The sequence below is a fragment of the Rossellomorea sp. DA94 genome (assembly GCF_029834455.1).
Lineage (GTDB): Bacteria > Bacillota > Bacilli > Bacillales > Bacillaceae_B > Rossellomorea > Rossellomorea vietnamensis.
The window spans coordinates 3,684,990-3,705,375 of record NZ_CP122397.1 but is presented as its reverse complement, the minus strand read 5'-3'; the positions used below and the strand labels follow the sequence as shown (position 1 = coordinate 3,705,375).

Below are 20,386 nucleotides of genomic sequence, written 5' to 3'. Positions count from 1 at the left end.
GTCCCTTTTTCTGTCTGTTTTGCCCAACCAAAGTTGGACATGGTTATCCAATATACGACTAAAAATCCCATATTTATACATAAATTTTTTGTTGATTTTTCTATTTTTGTGACAATAGTCCTTTATTTGCGTCGAGTGTACATGGATCCTTTTGACTACATCCTTTTTATTTCGTAATACTAAATAACCAAATGCTATCTGAATATATTTACTTTTCTGAATAGTGGAGTATATTGTAGTTAGTGTAAAAATTTAGTACATAACTAAGGGGGAATCGTGCTTGAAATCACGTAAAGTATTATCCATGGCCATGGCTGCTGCGCTTAGTGTAGGGGCATTCGCTGTACCTGCATCAGCTGCAACAGTAGGACCTCAGAATGTGTTAGCGAAGCCAACGGTGAAATATGATCATAAGCATGGAGGGGCGTTCGATTTAGGGATTGCGAATGATGATCGACTGATCGAAATGCTGAAGGAAGAAGGCAAGATCAAGAAAAATGCTTCTGCTGCAGAGGCACAAAAGGGACTGCAGAAATTCCTTGAAGCCAAAGCAGAATCAGCTGAGAAGCAAGCAGATGAAGGTGAAGGCGAACTTCACAACGAAGAAGCAGAAGCGAAAGCAAAGCTTCAAAAATCCATGAAAGACAATGGTGTAAAGAACGGTAAAGGAAATAAACTTGGACATGCAAAGAAGAACTCTCCTGACCCGGTAAAGGAAGAAGCATATGATGGTGAAAAACGTACCGATGAAGTATTGGTACTTCTTGTAGACTATCCGGACAAGCCTCATAATTCCATGACGGCTGATGAGACGGATATGTACTATGAAGGGGAGGATGCATACTCCCGAGAACACTATCAAGATATGCTATTTGGTACTGGAGGATGGAAAGGTCCAGATGGAAAGACATACGTTTCCATGAAGCAGTACTATGAGCAGCAATCTGGTGGAAGTTATTCAGTGGATGGAAACGTTGCAGGCTGGTACACAGCAAGTAAACCGGCAGCGGCATATGGCGGGAATGATCCACAGCCGGACGGCAGCGATGTCGATGCACGCGGTCTGATCAAAGAAGCTCTTGCACAAGCAGCAGCGGACCCGAACGTTGATCTTTCAGAATACGACAAATGGGATCGTTATGATCTTGACGGTGATGGGAACTACTTAGAGCCGGATGGACTTGTTGACCACCTGATGGTTATCCATTCTGGTGTAGGTGAAGAAGCAGGTGGAGGATCATTGGGATCTGACGCTATCTGGTCTCACCGCTGGAACCTTGGTGGAATCTTCCCGATTGCGGGATCTCCAACTCCTGAAGTTGATTATTGGGGTGCAGGAACAATGTACGCGTACGACTACACAATCGAACCTGAAGACGGTGCAGTCGGAGTTATGGCCCATGAATTCGGACATGATTTAGGGCTTCCTGATGAATACGACACACAATACACTGGAACGGGTGAACCGGTGAGCTACTGGTCAATCATGGCAAGCGGAAGCTGGGCTGGGGATATCCCAGGTTCAATGCCTTCTGGATTCAGCCCTTATATGAAAGAAATGCTGCAGGCTTCTGCTGTTGTGGACAATGAAGGAACACAAGGAAATTGGCAATCTGGCGATGAAATCAATGCAGCGGATGTTACCCGCAAAGGTAAGGAATATCTGTTGGATGAAGCTGCGACAAAGGGTACCAACAATGATGTCGTGAAAGTGAACCTTCCAGACAAAGAGGTACAGGGTATCCTGCCTGAGTTTGGTGAAAAGTACTACTACAGTACAAAAGGAGATGACCTTAATACATCACTCGTTTCTCCTGAATTTGATCTAACAAATGCAACAAACGCTACATTCAGCTTCAAAACCTTATATGATGTTGAGTACGATTACGATTTCCTTCACGTTGTTGCTAAGACAGCCAATGGCGAGGAAGTAGAAATTGACACAATCGGTGACGACGATACTGATGAAGACGGCCGTGCTGAATCTACAAAAGGTCAGTGGGTTGATAAGTCTTACGATTTAAGCCAATTTGCCGGTCAAAAGGTAACACTTACATTCAATTACGTTACAGATGGCGGTCTTGCCCTTGATGGTTTCGCTTTGGATAACGCCACTTTAACTGTCGATGGAAATGTCGTATTTGAAGATGGTGCAGAAGGTGAGCCTCAATTCAAAACAGAAGGCTTCGAAGTATCAAACGGAATTTCCCTGAAGGAGCACTACTACCTGCTTGAATGGCGCAGTCATAACGGTGTAGATGAAGGTCTTGCCAACATCCGCCGCGGTGCAAGCTTAATGCAATTCGATGATGGTTTAGTCGTATGGTATGTAGATAAATCATACAGCGATAACTGGACAGGTAATCATCCTGGAGACGGTTTCGTAGGGGTTGTCGATGCTGATCAGAAAACAAACTACTGGAGCGACGGATCTGTAGGATCTACACGCTACCAGGTTCACGATGCAGCATTCAGCCTGGATAAATCAGAAAAAATGTTCCTGGATTACACGGAATTACTTGGGCTGACGATGAAAGACAACCATACTAAACGTAATCCACTATTCGACGATAGTAAAGATTACAGCAACAAAGGTATGGTAGACGCTGGACGCAACGTACCAAACTACGGATTGAAATTCCGTGTAACCGGTCAAAGTGCTGACGGTACAGTAGGTAAAGTGTTAATCTACAAAAAATAAGTAACCTCAAAAGGGTGACCGCCTTCAAAGCGGTCACCCTTTAAGCATGTTAGTGGACATTTTTTTCATCAGAATTGATAATAATACACACATCAATCAAAGGAGATGTCCATTTTGAAGCTAAGTGTACTAGATCAGTCACCGATTGCAGAAGGAATGAGCCCACAGGAGGCTTTGAATAATACAGTAGAGTTAGCCAAACATACAGAGAAATTAGGATTTGAACGGTTCTGGGTATCCGAGCATCACGATTCAACGAGCCTTGCCGGTTCATCACCGGAAGTGCTGATTGCCCATCTTGCCCAAAATACGTCAAGAATCCGTGTCGGGTCCGGAGGGGTCATGCTTCCCCATTACTCATCTTATAAAGTAGCGGAAAATTTCCGTTTGCTTGAAGGTTTGAATCCGAATCGGATCGATTTAGGGTTGGGAAGGGCTCCCGGTGGAATGCCGATGGCCACGATGGCCCTGCATGACGGGAAACCGCGGGATGTAAATCGTTACCCAGAACAAATCGATGACTTACTCGGTTATCTGACGGATTCCCTGCCTGATGCCCATCCGTACCAGGGACTGACGGCAGCTCCGATGATCAAAACCATGCCGGAAGTCTGGATGCTCGGATCAAGTCCATCCAGTGCCATGCTTGCCGCGCAAAAAGGACTGCCATACACATTTGCCCAGTTCATCAATGGGGAAGGCGGACCGCAATATACACAAGCCTACCGGAATAACTTTGTTCCTTCCGAGTACTTGAAGGAACCGAAGAACATCGTAGCCGTTTTTGCCATTTGTGCCGAAACGGATGAAGAAGCGGAAAGGGTCGCATCAAGCATCGACCTATCCATCCTGATGATCGAACAGGGCATGCGCTCGAACGGAACTCCGAGCCCTGAGAAGGCGGCAGCGTATCAGTACACCCCATTCGAAGCAATGAGAGTGCGGGAAAACCGCAAACGCATGGTCGTCGGTGGTCCGAAAAAAGTAAAAGAAAAGCTACTCGCACTAAGCGAGCAATACCAAACCGATGAAATCATGCTTGTCAGCATCACCTATGACTTCAAAGATAAACTCAAATCATTCGAACTGATCGCAAACGAATTATTATAAATAGATAGGGACGGACCTCCGCGGAGGTCCGTCCCTATTTTTATCTCTTCTCTAATGCCACGATAAACGGCGGATTATTCAGTTGGTTCATGAACTGGTATCTCAGGACATGAACGTAGTTTTGATCCAGCCGCTCTACATAGCGGAGGATGTAGTCCCGTTCGACGGCTCCTTCAGGATGCCCGTGATAAATGACAAGGACAAGGATCCCTTCAGGGGCCATCATTTCAAGGATCTGATTCAAGGCGAGTATCGTCGTCTTCGGACGGGTGACGATATCCTTGTCACCGCCGGGTAAATACCCAAGGTTGAAGATGGCCCCCGTCACTTTCCCGTAATGCAATGGGGGGATGACGTTCATGACGGTCTCATGTCCCTGGTGGAAGAGGGTCACCCGGTCGGCGAGATCATGAGTGAGAAGTTGTTCCCTCGTGTTGTGGATGGCTTCTTCCTGGATATCGAAACCGTATACCCGGCCATTTTCTCCGACCAGGCGGGAGAGGAACAGGGTGTCATGCCCATTTCCAAGCGTTGCGTCTATCGTAATATCTCCCGGCTTGACCGCCCGTTCCAGAAGCTCTCTCGCGAAAGGTAGTATTCGATCTAATTTCATGCTTTCACATCCATTTTATAAAATTTTTCCCTGCCAGCTGTCCCGGCGTTTCAATTCATCATCAATGGCGTTCAGTACGCTCCATTTATTCACGCTCCACATCGGTCCTATCATCAAGTCGATAGGTCCGTCCCCGGTGATGCGATGAACGATCATCTCAGGAGGGAGAACTTCTAATTGGTCACAAACGAGTTTGACGTAATGATCAAAATCCATGAATTCCAACAGTCCTTTTTCGTATTGCTTGACCATGGGTGTTCCCTTCAGTAAGTGAAGAAGATGGATCTTGATTCCCTGGACGTCAAGCTTTGCGACTTCACGTGCCGTTTCCATCATCATTTCCTCATTTTCCTGGGGAAGTCCGTTAATAATATGGGAGCATACACGGATCCCGTGCTTGCGCAATTTTTGAACGCCTTCCATATAACACTGGTAATCATGGGCCCGGTTGATCAAGCCCGCCGTTTTTTCATGGACGGTTTGAAGCCCGAGCTCAACCCATAAATACGTTCTCTCATTCAATTCAGCCAAATATTCGACGACGTCGTCAGGAAGGCAATCAGGACGTGTGGCGATGGAAAGGCCTACGACTCCATCCTGCTTCAAAACGGATTCGTATTTTTCCCTCAAGACGTCAACGGGTGCATGGGTATTCGTGAACGCTTGGAAATAGGCCATGTACTTTCCGTCTTTCCACTTTTGATGCATTCTTCCCTTGATGTCATTGAATTGTTTCTCTAAGGAGTCGACCCTGCTTCCGGCAAAGTCCCCGGAACCGGCTGCACTGCAAAAGGTACAGCCGCCGTGTGCAACCGTGCCATCCCTGTTCGGGCAATCGAACCCGCCGTCGAGGGCGACTTTAAACACCTTATGTCCGAAATGATTTCGGAGGTGATAATTCCATGTGTGATATCGTTTTGAATCTGTAGCATATGGAAATGGGTTTGTCCCGATGACAAACACCTCCTAAATTTCAAGTGATATAGCGGTATGTATGACGCTAAAGAGATTTTATCATGAACACGGGGACAAATGTATCCTGACCATTGAAATAGGCGAAGATTACCACTTCTGAAACGGGCAAACAAGTTCAAACTAAGATGGAGGGGAGTAAGGATAGGACCTTCCTCTTCTTGATTCCAATCATCAAGGAGGTAGTCGAAATGGCAACAAGGAATTCGATGGATGAATGCATTCAGAAATGCGAAGATGCCATTCGTTACGCTCAGCTACAATATAAAGCAGGGTCACAGCAGGAGCACTATCATGATGTGGAATATACACAGGCCATGCAGCAACTTGAAGAAGCCGTCAACGACGTGGCGCACATGGCGAACAGTGCAAACTCCCAGCAGCGTGAACAACTGCATCGCATGAGACTTCAACTTCAAACCTTGCAGAATGAAATGATTTTGCTGGATCATGATCCGAATGTAGTGGGAGGTAAATTACATTGAGTACACGCTCTGATCAAAACAACCCTGAACAAAAGACCCGCAGTGATTTCCGAAAATTGGATACAGAATTCGGTGCTGAAAACAATCCTGTCAAAGAAGCCAAAAAGCGCTACGAGAAACAGGGTCAGCCCGTTAAATCCAATCATCATAACGGGAAATAAAACGTCCCCGGCCAGGTGCTCATAAGGAGTGCCTGGTCTTTTTTTGGATATGAAAAAATAATTCTTGCCCCCTTTCGTGAAAAGGAGTAAAATCCTTTTGGGACTCGAAATAAAAGAGTGGAAAGGGGGCAGAATGATGCCCAAATCATTATGGTTACTTGTCATTGGAATGATGGTGAATGTGACGGGAGCCTCTTTTTTATGGCCGCTTAATACGATTTACCTTCATGAAAATTTAGGAAAGTCATTGTCTGTAGCGGGAATTGTGCTGATGATGAATGCAGGCGCTAGTGTGATCGGGAATCTGATCGGAGGGACGTTATTCGATCGTTTTGGCGGTTATCGTTCCATCCTGTTGGGAATTTCAATCACATTATCCGCCCTGATCGGAATGAATATATGGCACGGCTTTTCATACTATGTCGTCTTCCTGACCGTTGTCGGATTCGGTTCAGGTATCGTATTTCCTTCCATGTACGCCATGGCAGGTTCGGTGTGGCCGGAAGGGGGACGGAAAGCATTCAATTCCGTCTATGTCGCCCAGAACATTGGGGTGGCCGTCGGAGCCGCATTGGGCGGGTTCGTCGCCTCATTCTCTTTTAACTATATATTTATGGCTAACCTGAGTATGTATATCGTCTTTTTCTTCATCGCCTTCTTCGGATACCGGAACATTTCGGTTGCGGGTCATCAAACATCGGTATTGAATGAATCGAAGGTGATAAGGGACAAATCGAAGCTGAAGGCGTTGCTCTTCATATGTGTTGCTTATCTTTTATGCTGGATGGGGTACGTGCAATGGCAGTCCACCATCGCCACCTATACGCAGGAAATCAATATATCCCTGAAACAGTATAGCTTATTGTGGACGATCAATGGAGCGTTGATCGTTCTTGCTCAGCCGCTTTTATCCAAAGCGATCAAGCGTTTTGAGAACAATTTAAAGCTCCAAATCATGATCGGGACCATCATTTTCATGATTTCGTTCGGTGTAGCGTCGATTGCCGATCAATTTCAGTGGTTTGCCATTGCCATGATCATCCTGACGGTCGGCGAAATGCTGATCTGGCCGGCGGTCCCGACGATCGCCAACTCACTTGCTCCAAAGGGCAGGGAAGGATTTTACCAGGGGATCGTCAACAGTACGGCAACGGGTGGAAGAATGATCGGTCCGTTTATCGGAGGGGTGCTGGTGGATGTATTCAGCATGCAGGTGCTCTTCATGACGCTGATCGCGTTTTTCGCCGTATCATTATTGATTACCAGTCAATATGACCGGCCATTGAAAAAGAAAAGCGCCGTGACAGTATCCGTTCAACAATAAAGAAACCCCCAATGAGGAATCATTGGGGGTTTTCTTCATATAAAAAGGGCTCCCATTTCCTATGGAAGCCCACTTGCAAAAAATTGAGGCGGATAATCAGCAAACGCCACATCGTTTGTTGTCACTAGGACGTGATCACCGACTTACACAATTCAGCTCATCGCTATAATAGAATAGCATAGGACTTGAAAGAAAACAAGACTATTTTATAAATATAATCTTTAACCGAAGATTACATTGGACTTTTATAATTAATGATAGTCGTTTCTAGGAAGCATTACTATAGAGAAATAGGAATGAAAGCGTCAATACTGTGCAGAATGGTTTCTAACTCATTTTTTGAGCCAATATTTTATCAGAGGACCCTTATCGCCAAATACTGGGTCTGATGTTGGAAGGGGAACGTTTTTGATCTCAATTAACACACTGGGACGTTCACGTAATGAACCCTTTTTTAAATTATAACTGTCTCCACCCGGATAAGCGCCGGCGACTTTAAAGTCGGGACTTGCTGACAATCTCTTATGACCGGTCCCGGCTGGCAGGACCATCACATCCCCTTGATGAACCGTCACTTCTTCGCCCATTTCACCGCCTAATTGAACTCTGGCCTCACCCTGCATGACACCCAATACTTCGTGGGCGTTGCTGTGATAATGGTGATAATCGTAAATGCCGTTTGTCCAGCTGTTTAGCCAGTGATTTCGATTGAATACCTCTTCGGCTTCATTTGCCTGATCGAGTGCGTTCCGATAAATGAGTACGGGCAGGTCCGGGTTATTCGGGATGATTCCATCGTCTTCGAAATAAAATATTTTCAGTTCTGCGATTTTCATCCTTTCATTCCTCCATTCATTGTTATGAAGATTCCCTAATACGGCAGGCATTAAACCGAATCACGACTGGTAATTGAAATTATTGACAAATCTGAATGGTTTTCAAAAAACACATGATAGGATGTGCTACTATAGAAGTATATATTCTCTTGCAAAACAGCGGAGGCGATGGGAAATGAGCAGTTTATTGAAAAAGGTGTCCGTCGACATGATTGAAATCATTCTTGAAAACGCTTTCGAGTGGTTGGTCGTCGTCGATGACGAAGGGATCATCATCTACATAAACGACAATTACTGTCGCTTTCTTGAGGTTGAACGGGATAAAGCGATAGGATCACACGTAACAAACGTGATTGAAAACACGAGGATGCACATAGTGGCGGAGAGCGGGAAAGAAGAGGTGGCAGATCTTCAATATATTAAAGGAAATTACATGATCGCCAACCGAATCCCGATTCTGGTGGACGGGAGGGTGATCGGGGCATTCGGGTCCGTCATTTTCCGTGACACGAGTGAATGGATGCAAATGAGTTCACATGTGAAAAATATGATGTCAAAGATCCAAAGTTACATACAGGATATCAATACCGGGGTGAAATACTCGCTCAATGACATCATTGGGGAATCACCCGGTTTGAATGAATTGAAGGACAAAGCCCAAATGATCGCGCCGAGTGATATTTCCATCCTGATCAGGGGGGAGAGCGGAACGGGTAAAGAGCTGTTCGCACACAGCATCCACCAGCTGAGTGAAAGGAGCGGACAGCCTTTCATTAAAGTGAACTGTGCAGCGATCCCCGAACAGCTCTTGGAGTCGGAGCTCTTTGGTTACGAAGAAGGAGCATTCACCGGGGCCAAAAAGGGCGGAAAAAAAGGGAAATTCCAGCTTGCCCATAAAGGGACATTGTTCCTTGATGAAATCGGTGATATGCCTCTTAATATGCAGGCGAAGCTTCTCAGGGTATTACAGGAAGGGGAAGTCGAGGCAGTCGGTTCAAACCGGGTACAGAATGTGGACGTGAGGATCATTGCCGCCACGAACCGTCCACTGGAGAAAATGATGGAAGAAAAGAGATTCCGGAGTGACCTGTATTACCGGATCAATGTCATCCCGTTTCAGATCCCTCCTCTGCGTGAGCGGAAAGACGATATTGAAACCCTCGCATCCTTTTTCTTGGGAAAATCCACAAAATCCTCGGGAAAGCGCATCAAGGATTTCGATCAGGAGGTGATGCGGATTTTTCTTTCCTACAGCTGGCCGGGGAATCTCCGTGAATTGGAAAATGTCATTCACGCTTCCACCTATCTGACGAATGGAAGCACGATTTCCCTTCAGTCATTACCGACTTATATGAAGACGGGTAATGTATACGGAGTGGGAACTAAAACGCTGAAAGAAATCCTGGAAGAAACGGAAAAGTCCGTTCTCACCCAGAGTCTGCAAGCCCAGCCTGATAAGCGAAAGGCTGCAGAGTCATTGGGAATCAGTAAATCTAGTATGTATGAAAAATTAAATAAGTATGGTCTTCTATAAACTCATGAGATAGTCCGGAAATACGGAAAACAGTCCGCTTTTCCGGACTATCTTATTTTTTAGAAAAATGGTGAACATTTCGTGACTGAAGGATGAATTTGTCCAGGATTTCGGAATCGGAAAAATTCTAAAAGGGTTCCAATAGTAATCTGAAAGTTGGCACAATTATTGCATGTTTACTAAGTGAACATATTTTTGGGAAAGGGGAGCGTACGCATCAAGATAAAAATGTAAGCGTCATCATCTTTGGAGATCAAAGGGGGAAATATCATGTTAAGCATGATCGGTCTGATTGGAGGACTCATTTTATTAATCTTTTTAACGATGAGGGGCATGAACATCCTGATCGTTGGACCCATCTCGGCATTATTTGTAGCCGTGCTAAGCGGAATGCCGCTTTTTCCGCAACTGGCGGGAGAAGGTGAAGCGGATCTCGTCACGAACTATATGTCAGGTTTCACAAGCTTTGTCGCTGCCTGGTACTTGATGTTCTTACTGGGAGCCGTGTTCGGGAAAGTAATGGAGGATAGCGGTGCAGCAGACAGCGTCTCTCGTTTTGTAGTAGAAAAATTGGGGATGAAATACGCTGTATTCGCCATCGTACTTGCCTGTGCGGTTTTGACGTACGGGGGAGTCAGCCTGTTCGTTGTCGCATTCTCGGTTTATCCTATGGCGGTGAGTCTGTTTAAGCAAGCGGACCTGCCACGCCGTTTCATTCCGGCGGCACTAGCGTTCGGGTCGGTCACGTTCACGATGACCTCAGCCGGTTCACCGGAAATCCAGAACTGGATCCCCATCGAATATTTAGGCACGACACCTTATGCAGGCTGGGAAGTCAGCTTGATCGTTGCCGTATTCATGGCGGTGTTTGGATACTGGTGGTTAAAGCGCATGATCACAAAGGCTGTGAGAAAAGGAGAGAAATTCCACGCCCGTGAAGAAGATCCGGTCATTGATGAAGGCAGACCGTTACCAAACCCGTTCATGGGATTGATTCCATTATTGGTCGTCCTCATCCTGGCTTTTTCATTCCATGATTCTTTAAAACAATCGGCTCTGATCATCGCATTGCTCGGCGGGGTCATTTCCGCTTATGCGTTGAATCGTAAGTATTTCAAAGGCTTCTGGGGAGCGGTTTCCGAGGGGACAGTCGGAGCGTTGATCGCCATCGGGAACACGGCGGCCGTTGTCGGTTTCGGTGGGGTGGCCAAAGCCGTTCCTGCCTTCACTACTGCAGTCGACGTCATGACGAATATTCCTGGTTCACCATTGATCGGTGGAGCCATCGCCGTCAGTGTGATTGCCGGTATGACAGGTTCTGCTTCGGGCGGTCAGGCGATTGCCCTTCCGATCCTTGCACCGCACTATGTCGATATGGGTGTGAACCCAGAGGCCCTGCACCGGGTAGTGGCCATATCTTCAGGAGCACTGGACTCACTGCCGCATAATGGATATGTCGTGACGACGATCCGCTCGATCTGTAATGAATCCCATGGAGAAGCGTATGGCGCTGTCGGAGCATTGACGGTCATCGTCCCTCTTATTGGATTGGCACTTGCGATCGTATTATTCAGCTTGGGAGTGGGGATTTAAGAAAATGGTAGAAAATAAAGTGGTATTCATAACAGGGGCAGCCCAGGGGATCGGCTACCAAATCGGCAGAGAATTCGCCGCAGCTGGAGCGAAAGTCGTCCTCACGGATCTGAAGGAAGATGCTGTGGGGGAAGCTTCAGAATCTCTTAAAGCAGAAGGATATAAGGTTCTCGGATTGGGCTGTGACGTGACATCAGAATCAGAATTAAGAGAAGCGATCGGGAAAACGATGGAATACTTCGGTAAGCTCGATGTCCTGATCAACAATGCAGGGCTTCAGCATGTATCATATATCGAAGAGTTCCCTACTGAAAAATTCGAGCTGCTGTTAAAAGTCATGCTGACGGCCCCGTTTATCGCGATCAAGCATGCTCTTCCCCACATGAAGAAGCAGGGATCAGGGCGGATTATCAACATGGCGTCCATTAACGGATTGGTCGGTTTTTCAGGCAAAGCCGCCTATAATTCTGCGAAACACGGAGTCATCGGTTTGACCAAAGTCGCGGCACTGGAAACGGCAGAGCACGGGATCACCGTAAATGCGGTTTGTCCGGGCTACGTGGATACGCCCTTGGTCCGGAATCAACTGGCGGATCTCGCTAAGACTCGCAACGTCCCTTTCGAGAGAGTGATCGAAGAAGTCATCTATCCATTGGTGCCTCAGAAAAGGCTCCTGGACGTAAAAGAAATTGCCGACTATACGATGTTCCTGTGCAGTGATGCCGCAAAAGGGATCACCGGGCAGGCAGTCGTATTGGACGGCGGCTATACGGTTCAATAGAATGATGGAGGAGAGACGGTTCTTTAGGGACCGTTTCTTTTATTTTCGAACATACTCTTAAACAAATGACAAAATTCTTATCCACAAACCAATAATAGGCTTGCGCTTCTGTATATTTTTCACTAAAATAGTGAATACATATAGTGTTTACTTATATTGAAACGTTGATCGGGAGTAGTAGTGACGGTTTTCTGTCGTAGAGAGTTGACGGGTGGTGAAAGTCAACCAGAAGCATCATGAACTCGCCTGCTGAGTTGCAAGTGTGAAGTAACAGTAAGACTTGCCGTTTTCCGCGTTAAGGATGAATGAAGCTGAGTGCGCGTACACTAATGTGGGTGGTACCGCGGGAGAATGTACATACAAACTCTCGTCCCAAATATTTATTTGGGATGAGGGTTTTTTTTATTTTTTTAAAGAACATGAAAACTAAAGGAGGATCTCAATATGAGTTTTAATCATAAAAGTGTTGAGACGAAATGGCAGCAGTATTGGGAAGAGAATAAAACGTTCAAGGCAACGGAAGACGAAGGGAAGTCCAATTTCTATGCACTGGATATGTTCCCGTATCCATCAGGTGCCGGTCTTCACGTGGGGCATCCGGAAGGCTTTACGGCGACGGACATTCTTTCCCGCATGAAGCGTATGCAGGGGTACAATGTCCTTCATCCAATGGGCTGGGATGCATTCGGTTTACCGGCTGAGCAATATGCCCTTGATACAGGGAATGATCCGGCAGAATTCACTCAAAAAAATATTGATACATTCCGCCGACAAATCAAATCACTTGGTTTCTCATATGACTGGGACCGTGAAGTCAATACGACGGATCCCGGCTACTACAAGTGGACGCAATGGATCTTCACTAAGCTTTATGAAAAAGGATTGGCCTATGTGGATGAGGTTGCCGTGAACTGGTGTCCGGCACTTGGAACGGTCCTTGCCAATGAAGAAGTCATCGATGGGAAAAGCGAACGCGGTGGTCATCCTGTAGAGCGCCGTCCGATGAAGCAGTGGATGCTGAAGATCACGGCTTATGCCGATCGTCTTGTTGAAGACCTTGAAGAGGTTGACTGGCCGGAAAGCATTAAAGATATGCAGCGTAACTGGATCGGGCGCTCTGAAGGGGCAGAAGTGAATTTTGCCATCGAGGGTTATGACAAATCATTCGATGTGTTCACGACACGTCCGGATACGATCTTTGGTGCGACATATGCGGTACTTGCTCCTGAGCATCCGTTCGTTGCAGACATCATGACGGACGAACAGCGCTCGAAAGTGGATGAGTACATCGACAAGATCAAGTCGAAAAGCGATCTTGAACGTACAGATCTTGCAAAAGAAAAAACGGGTGTTTTCACAGGAGCTTATGCGATCAACCCTGCTAACGGTGAGAAAATGCCGATTTGGATCGCCGACTACGTTCTGATGAGCTACGGTTCCGGCGCCATCATGGCGGTTCCTGCCCATGACGAACGGGATTATGAGTTTGCGAAAGAATTCGATCTTCCAATCGTGGAAGTCGTCGCTGGCGGGAACGTTGAAAAAGAAGCGTACACTGGTGACGGAGATCATGTGAATTCCGGTTTCCTTGATGGACTTGGAAAGGAAGAAGCAATCGCCAAAGCCATTTCCTGGTTAGAAGAGAAGAATATCGGAACGAAGAAAATCACGTATCGTCTACGTGACTGGTTATTCAGCCGCCAGCGTTACTGGGGTGAACCAATTCCAGTCATCCACTGGGAAGATGGTACGACAACGACTGTACCAGAAAGTGAGCTTCCGCTTGTCCTTCCGAAGACGACTGAAATCAAGCCGTCCGGTACAGGTGAATCTCCACTTGCGAACATCAGTGAATGGGTGAACGTCGAGGATCCTGAAACAGGCAAAAAAGGCCGTCGTGAAACGAACACGATGCCACAGTGGGCGGGAAGCTGCTGGTACTACATCCGCTATATCGATCCACATAACGAAGATGCCCTTGCCGATGCGAAGAAAATGCAGGAATGGCTGCCGGTGGATACGTATATCGGAGGAGCCGAGCATGCGGTGCTTCACTTGCTGTATGCACGTTTCTGGCACAAGTTCCTTTATGATATCGGCGTAGTTCCGACGAAGGAGCCATTCCAAAAGCTATTCAACCAAGGAATGATCCTTGGGGAAAACAACGAAAAAATGAGTAAATCAAAAGGGAATGTCGTGAATCCGGATGAAGTTGTGGAATCTCACGGTGCCGATACCCTTCGTCTATATGAAATGTTCATGGGACCACTTGAAGCATCCATTGCCTGGAGCACGAACGGACTTGACGGAGCTCGCCGCTTCCTTGACCGTGTATGGCGCCTTCTTGTCGAAGAGGACGGTTCATTATCCTCTAAAGTGAAAGATGCACCGAATAGTGACCTTGATAAAACGTATAACCAAACCGTTAAGAAAGTGACGGAAGACTATGAGGGACTTCGTTTCAACACAGGGATTTCACAGCTGATGGTATTCATCAATGATGCCTACAAAGCGGAAACCCTACCGAAGGATTACGTTGAAGGCTTCATCAAGCTTCTGTCTCCAATCGCGCCTCATATGACAGAGGAACTTTGGAGCAAGCTTGGTCACGAAGGAACGATCTCTTACGAAGCATGGCCGACATTCGATGAATCGAAGCTAGTCGACAACGAAGTCGAAATCGTTCTTCAAGTGAACGGAAAAGTAAAAGCCAAGGTCATGATCCCACGTGACATGACCAAAGATGACCTGGAAAAAACAGCGATGGAAAACGATGAAATCAAAACACAGATCGAAGGCAAAACCATCCGCAAAGTCATCGCCGTACCTGGCAAACTAGTCAACATCGTAGCCAACTAATAAATGGGAGGGACGGACCTCGAAATGGGCCTGATTTTAAGCGGGAATCGCTTTAAATCGGCGTTTCGATGAGGTCCGTCCCTCTTTTTGAGTCTGATATTTTTGTTTGGGGGACAGGCTTTGGTATAATCGTGTTGAATAATGATTGAATGTGGAAAGGAAGTTGAGAAGATGGATACTATTAAAACGATTACGACGGATGAGTTAGAGCAGAAGTTGAAGAACGGTGAAGATCTGCTTTTAGTGGATGTGCGTGAGGATGAAGAAGTGGCAGAGGGTATGATTCCGGGAGCGAAGCATATCAAGATGGGGGAAATCCCTGAGTCACTTGATCAATTTGATAAGGATAAGGAGTATATCTTTATCTGCCGTTCCGGAAACCGCAGCGGAAATGTTGCTCACTATATGCAGGAACAAGGCTATAAAGTGGTGAACATGGAAGGCGGCATGATGAACTGGGCAGGGGATACGGCTGCGAAGAAATAGGAGATTTAAGTGGGGAAGCACATTCTTTTTTTAAAAAAGGGTGTGCTTTTTTCGTGTGTTTAGTAGAAAACAGGTAGAAAGTGACTACACTAGAGAGCTGGATTTGGAATGGAAAAGGATTTATCAGCGAAATCGGAGATATATCAGCGCAAAATTCATTTTATCGGCGAAATCAAAAATATATCAGCGAAATCTCAAATATATCAGCGAACTCCAATAAACACCACACATACCGCGACAACCACACTCACCACTCCATCCAATATAAAAATTCCCTACCTCAATTGTTTGAAAAAGAAATATTCTGACAATACTGATACCAAAAACCATCCGGGAGGGGATTCCATGATCCAGGTGAAGGTATTCGATTACGAGCATGAAAAAGATTTAGAGAAAGATATGAACCATTTTCTCAGTAAAATGGATGATAAGAAGATTGTGGATATTAAATATCATGTGGCTGCAATGTCGGAGGAAGTGGAGGACCAGATCTATTGCTTCTCTGCCATGGTGGTGTACAGAAAATAAAAAGGTTGATCGCTCAGGGTATGAGGATCAACCTTTCTTTCTGACCATTAAACCTTTGCTGCATTCAACCCGGCAAGCCGGCCGGTCACTAAGGCAGAGGTGATATTGTAACCGCCTGTGTATCCATGGATATCAAGCACTTCCCCGCAGAAGAAGAGGCCCCCCATCTTTTTTGAAGCCATCGTTTTCGGTTCGATTTCTTTGATGGACACCCCGCCCCCTGTTACAAAGGCTTTGTCAATGGATAGTGTGCCGTTCACATTGAAGGTGAACTGCTTTAAGAGCTTGGCAAAATGACGGATTTTTTCTGAGGAGATGTGATCTCCTTTTTCGTCATGATCGATTTCTGCACAGTCAAGTAAAAATAGCAGGTACCGCTCAGGAACCAGGCCTTTAAAGATATTTTTCGCCGCTTTCTTTCCATCTTCCTTCACCTGTTTATGCAGGGACTGGAAAAGCTGCTCTTCATTTTGATCGGGCATGGAGTCAATCTGCATGGCCACATGTGTCAGGTTCCATTTCTTCATGGCCTTGACGACGTATTGGCTACAGCGGAGAACAGCCGGGCCGGAAATGCCGAGGTGGGTGAAGATCATGTCCATCTTATGAGTGACAATCTTTTTCCCTTTCGGATTCAGCACGCTTAATTCGACGCTTCGCAAAGAAAGGCCCTGAAGCTCTTTCTTTTTCACAAATGGCTCATCCGACGTTAGGGGAACCTCTGTCGGAAACAGATCCGTGATCGTATGACCGGCTTTGGTCGCCCATGGGTACCCGTCACCTGTCGATCCGGTGTGAGGGACGGACTTTCCTCCGACCGCAATCACGACAGCATTGGCAGCAATTGTTTCCCCGTCTTTCAAGAGGATGCCCGCCGTTTTGCCATTTTCGTACAGAACCTCTTCGACACTGGTGCTTGTCCGGGTGTCGACCTTCAATTCCTTCATGCGTCCGAGTAAAGCTTCGACTACATCCATGGCCCTGTTCGAAACAGGGAACATCCGTCCGTGATCTTCTTCTTTCAGCTGAATTCCCAAGTTTTCAAAGAAGGAAATGATATCTTCATTATTAAACTCTGAAAATGCACTGTATAGAAAACGCCCGTTTCCGGGGATATGTTTGATGATTTCCTCTACAGGAAGACGGTTGGTCACATTGCAGCGGCCCCCACCTGATATTGCAAGCTTTCTTCCAAGCTTTGTCCCTTTATCTACAAGGAGGACTTTCGCGCCGTTTTCCCCGGCTGCGATACTGGCCATCAAGCCCGATGGTCCTCCACCTATGATGATGACATCGTATGTTTTTACCATTTTTTCCACCAACTTTTAATATTCGCTTCTAGAAAAGAAGTTTCACCTTATTTTAAAGGGGATGGGTTTTAAATACAACATTCGAAAAAAATTGTCATTCGATTCGTACAGTAGTAAACTACTGATAGTGTGTAAATTTCGAGTTGGATTTTATTTTGTTTGTGTAACGGGCAACAAGATATATAGAGAGGGATACTATGTCATCTAAATTAATAAGAGGAACGTTTATCTTAACGTTAGGGACCTTTATTTCGAAGTTTTTGGGTCTTTTTTATGTTATACCGTTTGATGATTTGTTAAAAGGTCATGAAGAAGGGGCATCCCTTTATCAATATGGATATGTACCTTATACGATCTTTCTGACAGTAGCGACTGCAGGAGTGCCACTGGCCGTTTCAAAATTCGTTTCAAAATATAATGCCATCGGGGAATATGCCGTAGGGCGTAAATTATTTAAATCCGGGCTCTTGCTCATGACGCTGACTGGTGTCGTATCATTCCTCATCATGTATGCATTCGCACCAATCTTTGCAGAAATGACGATCAAAAGCGATGAGCAGGTCATTTCCGTTGCCCAGGTGACCACCGTCATCCGGGCCGTGAGCTTTGCCCTGATCATCATTCCGTTCATGAGTTTGATCCGGGGCTTCTTCCAGGGTCATCAATCCATGGGGCCAACAGCAGTTTCCCAGGTGATCGAACAGATCGTCCGGATCGTCTTCCTCCTTGGGGGGATTTATGTCGTATTGAACATACTGGATGGGACCGTGACAACGGCCATTTCAGTTGCGACATTTGCAGCGTTCGTTGGGGGACTTGCAAGTCTCGGAGCATTGATCTGGTATTGGTTCAAGCGAAAACCTCATTTGGATGAACTACTTGAAGAGGACCGGGGGAACGAAGAGATTTCGTTAAAAGCGATGTACAAAGAAATCATTGCCTATTCGATTCCCTTCATTTTTGTAGGACTCGCCAATCCATTGTTTCAACTGGTGGATCAGATCACATTCAACACTGCCATGGCTGATATCGGGAACGCGAAAGTTTCGGACCACGCTTTTGCCGTATTGAACTTCTATACGCACAAACTCGTCATCATTCCGGTATCACTGGCGACAGCTTTTTCCATGACGCTGATCCCGCTGATTACGACATCGTATACGAGCGGTGACCGGAAGACGATGCGCAGGAACATTGATCAGACCTTTCAGATTCTGTTGTTTCTGACCGTGCCGGCAGCACTCGGACTGGCCCTTTTGGCTGAACCGATGTATACGTTGTTCTATCACAGTGACGCTCTTGGGACGTCGATTTTACGATCATATGCACCTGTAGCGATCCTCTTTGCACTATTTGCCGTGACAGCAGCGATCCTTCAAGGGATCGATGAGCAGAAGTTCACGATTTTCAGCCTGCTTGTAGGACTGCTTCTGAAGCTGGTGCTGAACATCCCGCTCATTCGCCTGTTTGAAACACAGGGTGCCGTGCTTGCGACAACGATCGGATATGCAGTGGCAATCTTGATCAATCTCTATGTGATCAAAAAGTATGCTCGATATCAATTCAGGTTGATTTTGAGAAGGACCATGTTCATCGGCGCATTGAATGCCGTCATGGCCGGGGTCGTATTGGTGCTGTATGCTGTACTGGTTAAATTCCTTAGTCCGGAGACAGGATTCCAATCGATCATCCTTGTAGCCATCTGCGGCGGAGTGGGAGCACTCGTATACTTCTACCTGAGCTTAAGAAGCAAACTCGCAGACAAGTTGTTCGGTGACAAGATTTCGAAGATCCGCAGTAAGCTGCGTATCGGGTAAAAGAAAAAGGGATGATGCGTGATCATCCCTTTTTTATTTTGAGTAAAGCTGCTTACCTTCAGCAGCCTGTGTGAAGAATAATAGAAGGAAGGGCGAATGCCCGTTGAAGTACGACCTTAAAAGGAATAATGAATGGAGTGTGATTGACTTGAGAATAGATAAAATGCTTGCGAACATGGGCTATGGCAGCCGGAAGGAAGTAAAGAAACTATTGAAGGATGGCGGCCTTCAGGTGAATGGGGAAGTCATCAAGGATGGAAAGGTCCATATTGATACAGAAAAGGATACCGTCATGCTGTACGGTGAACACGTCGAGTATAAGGAATTCATCTACCTGCTGATGAATAAGCCGCCGGGAGTCATTTCCGCCACTGAAGACGGACAGGATGAAACGGTCATTGATTTACTTCAGCTGGAAGATCAAATCTTCAATCCGTTTCCAGTGGGAAGACTGGACAAGGATACGGAAGGCTTCCTTCTGATCACGAACGACGGTCAATTATCCCACCAGCTTCTTTCACCAAAGCGACATGTGCCGAAGACGTATTTTGCCGTCATCGAAGGAGAAGTGACCGAAGCCGATGTGGAAGCATTCAAAAATGGTGTTACATTGGACGACGGGTATGAAACGAAGCCGGGGGATTTAACGATCTTAAAATCGGGTCTGACTTCGGATATCGAATTGACGATTACGGAAGGGAAATTCCATCAGGTGAAAAGGATGTTTGAAAGTGTCGGGAAGCGCGTAGTTTATCTGAAGCGTTTGACCATGGGACCTCTGGAGCTTGATGAAGACCTGGAGCTTGGTGAGTACCGTGAACTGACGGAAGAGGAAGTAACGCTCCTGAAAGAATATAAACCACAATAAAAAAACGGGGCAGCACCCTTCGCTAAAGGTGCTGTCCCGTTTTTTTGTTATTAATGATTTTAGTTAGTCAGTTTTAATTTAGGCGGTAACCGTCAACGTCTGTTTAAGAAGTCAACTTCACCTTTTTCTCTGTGGTTGTCCACTGACCCCGGCTCGGGCTTTGGACAAGGTCGTTATAGGCTAACACGTTGAGATCTCTTTGTATGGTTCGAGGAGTAATGCCAAATTCGTCTACAAGATCTTGAGTTGTTACAGTACCCTTCTGTTTGATGTACATGTATACAGCTTTGATTCTAGTGAGCATACGATTGGTTGAAGGTTTCAAAAAACCACTCCCTCATCATTTTTCCAAAAAGGCAAAGACTACATGCGTCATGTGTGCACCTCACGTGCTACCATATGTACTAT

Annotated in this window: 18 protein-coding genes and 1 other annotated feature; of the genes, 13 read left to right on the top strand and 5 right to left on the bottom strand. The window is 46.1% G+C overall.

From position 1 onward, the window contains the following. Positions 1 to 280 precede the first annotated feature (280 nt). Entirely contained in the window at positions 281 to 2,701 is a 2,421-nt protein-coding gene (locus P8596_RS19265) for an immune inhibitor A domain-containing protein (RefSeq protein ID WP_481900304.1), read from the top strand. Between the two features lie 105 nt (positions 2,702 to 2,806). Next, positions 2,807 to 3,811, top strand: a complete 1,005-nt coding sequence (locus P8596_RS19260; protein WP_224522120.1) for an LLM class flavin-dependent oxidoreductase — start codon at positions 2,807 to 2,809, stop codon at positions 3,809 to 3,811. A 40-nt stretch (positions 3,812 to 3,851) separates the two neighbouring features. Here P8596_RS19260 and mnmM read toward each other — a convergent pair whose 3' ends face one another. Together mnmM and mnmL are read right to left on the bottom strand one after the other, a co-directional pair. Further along, a complete protein-coding gene (mnmM, locus tag P8596_RS19255; protein WP_279724756.1) occupies positions 3,852 to 4,424 on the bottom strand; it encodes a tRNA 5-(aminomethyl)-2-thiouridylate-methyltransferase MnmM in 573 nt (190 codons plus the stop codon). Positions 4,425 to 4,439: 15 nt separating this feature from the next. Further along, positions 4,440 to 5,378, bottom strand: coding sequence for a tRNA modification radical SAM protein MnmL/YtqA (mnmL, locus tag P8596_RS19250; protein ID WP_481900345.1), 939 nt, complete (start codon positions 5,376 to 5,378; stop codon positions 4,440 to 4,442). 209 nt (positions 5,379 to 5,587) lie between these two features. On the opposite strand from mnmL, the gene P8596_RS19245 reads away from it, so the two are divergent. The 3 genes from P8596_RS19245 to P8596_RS19235 all read left to right on the top strand — a co-directional run bounded on the left by P8596_RS19245 (position 5,588) and on the right by P8596_RS19235 (position 7,366). Then, entirely contained in the window at positions 5,588 to 5,881 is a 294-nt protein-coding gene (locus P8596_RS19245; protein WP_279724754.1) for a YtzC family protein, read from the top strand. Beyond that, positions 5,878 to 6,042: a hypothetical protein gene (locus P8596_RS19240; protein ID WP_060672924.1), complete on the top strand. Its 165-nt coding sequence runs from the start codon at positions 5,878 to 5,880 to the stop codon at positions 6,040 to 6,042. The genes P8596_RS19245 and P8596_RS19240 overlap by 4 nt, the downstream gene beginning before the upstream one ends. A gap of 136 nt (positions 6,043 to 6,178) precedes the next feature. Then, a complete protein-coding gene (locus P8596_RS19235) occupies positions 6,179 to 7,366 on the top strand; it encodes an MDR family MFS transporter (protein WP_279727033.1) in 1,188 nt (395 codons plus the stop codon). Between the two features lie 332 nt (positions 7,367 to 7,698). Here the strand turns inward: P8596_RS19235 and P8596_RS19230 are convergent, their stop codons facing one another. After that, positions 7,699 to 8,202: a cupin domain-containing protein gene (locus P8596_RS19230; protein WP_279724752.1), complete on the bottom strand. Its 504-nt coding sequence runs from the start codon at positions 8,200 to 8,202 to the stop codon at positions 7,699 to 7,701. A 175-nt stretch (positions 8,203 to 8,377) separates the two neighbouring features. Between P8596_RS19230 and P8596_RS19225 the strand changes: the two genes are divergently transcribed. The 6 genes from P8596_RS19225 (at position 8,378) to P8596_RS19200 (ending at position 15,983) form a co-directional block, all read left to right on the top strand. After that, positions 8,378 to 9,736, top strand: a complete 1,359-nt coding sequence (locus P8596_RS19225; RefSeq protein ID WP_279724750.1) for a sigma-54 interaction domain-containing protein — start codon at positions 8,378 to 8,380, stop codon at positions 9,734 to 9,736. A 270-nt stretch (positions 9,737 to 10,006) separates the two neighbouring features. After that, entirely contained in the window at positions 10,007 to 11,329 is a 1,323-nt protein-coding gene (locus P8596_RS19220; RefSeq protein WP_279724748.1) for a GntP family permease, read from the top strand. A gap of 4 nt (positions 11,330 to 11,333) precedes the next feature. Beyond that, positions 11,334 to 12,110 (top strand): 3-hydroxybutyrate dehydrogenase, encoded by a 777-nt coding sequence (locus P8596_RS19215; protein ID WP_279724747.1) that lies wholly within the window; start codon positions 11,334 to 11,336, stop codon positions 12,108 to 12,110. 155 nt (positions 12,111 to 12,265) lie between these two features. Beyond that, positions 12,266 to 12,488: a binding site (T-box leader), on the top strand. A 66-nt stretch (positions 12,489 to 12,554) separates the two neighbouring features. Then, positions 12,555 to 14,969 (top strand): leucine--tRNA ligase, encoded by a 2,415-nt coding sequence (gene leuS, locus P8596_RS19210; RefSeq protein ID WP_279724746.1) that lies wholly within the window; start codon positions 12,555 to 12,557, stop codon positions 14,967 to 14,969. Between the two features lie 171 nt (positions 14,970 to 15,140). After that, positions 15,141 to 15,455 (top strand): rhodanese-like domain-containing protein, encoded by a 315-nt coding sequence (locus P8596_RS19205; protein ID WP_261749861.1) that lies wholly within the window; start codon positions 15,141 to 15,143, stop codon positions 15,453 to 15,455. Between the two features lie 345 nt (positions 15,456 to 15,800). Then, positions 15,801 to 15,983, top strand: a complete 183-nt coding sequence (locus tag P8596_RS19200; RefSeq protein ID WP_034765594.1) for a sporulation protein Cse60 — start codon at positions 15,801 to 15,803, stop codon at positions 15,981 to 15,983. Positions 15,984 to 16,030: 47 nt separating this feature from the next. On the opposite strand, the gene P8596_RS19195 is transcribed toward P8596_RS19200, so the two are convergent. Continuing rightward, positions 16,031 to 17,293: a BaiN/RdsA family NAD(P)/FAD-dependent oxidoreductase gene (locus P8596_RS19195; protein ID WP_279724745.1), complete on the bottom strand. Its 1,263-nt coding sequence runs from the start codon at positions 17,291 to 17,293 to the stop codon at positions 16,031 to 16,033. Between the two features lie 197 nt (positions 17,294 to 17,490). On the opposite strand from P8596_RS19195, the gene P8596_RS19190 reads away from it, so the two are divergent. Beyond that, positions 17,491 to 19,110: a putative polysaccharide biosynthesis protein gene (locus P8596_RS19190; protein ID WP_224522131.1), complete on the top strand. Its 1,620-nt coding sequence runs from the start codon at positions 17,491 to 17,493 to the stop codon at positions 19,108 to 19,110. Positions 19,111 to 19,252: 142 nt separating this feature from the next. Further along, entirely contained in the window at positions 19,253 to 19,978 is a 726-nt protein-coding gene (locus tag P8596_RS19185; RefSeq protein ID WP_347815217.1) for a pseudouridine synthase, read from the top strand. Positions 19,979 to 20,081: 103 nt separating this feature from the next. Here the strand turns inward: P8596_RS19185 and P8596_RS19180 are convergent, their stop codons facing one another. Continuing rightward, the gene (locus tag P8596_RS19180) at positions 20,082 to 20,303 is read right to left on the bottom strand and encodes a DeoR family transcriptional regulator (protein WP_034765604.1); all 222 of its coding nucleotides are present in this window, start codon (positions 20,301 to 20,303) and stop codon (positions 20,082 to 20,084) included. Between the last annotated feature and the right edge of the window lie 83 nt (positions 20,304 to 20,386).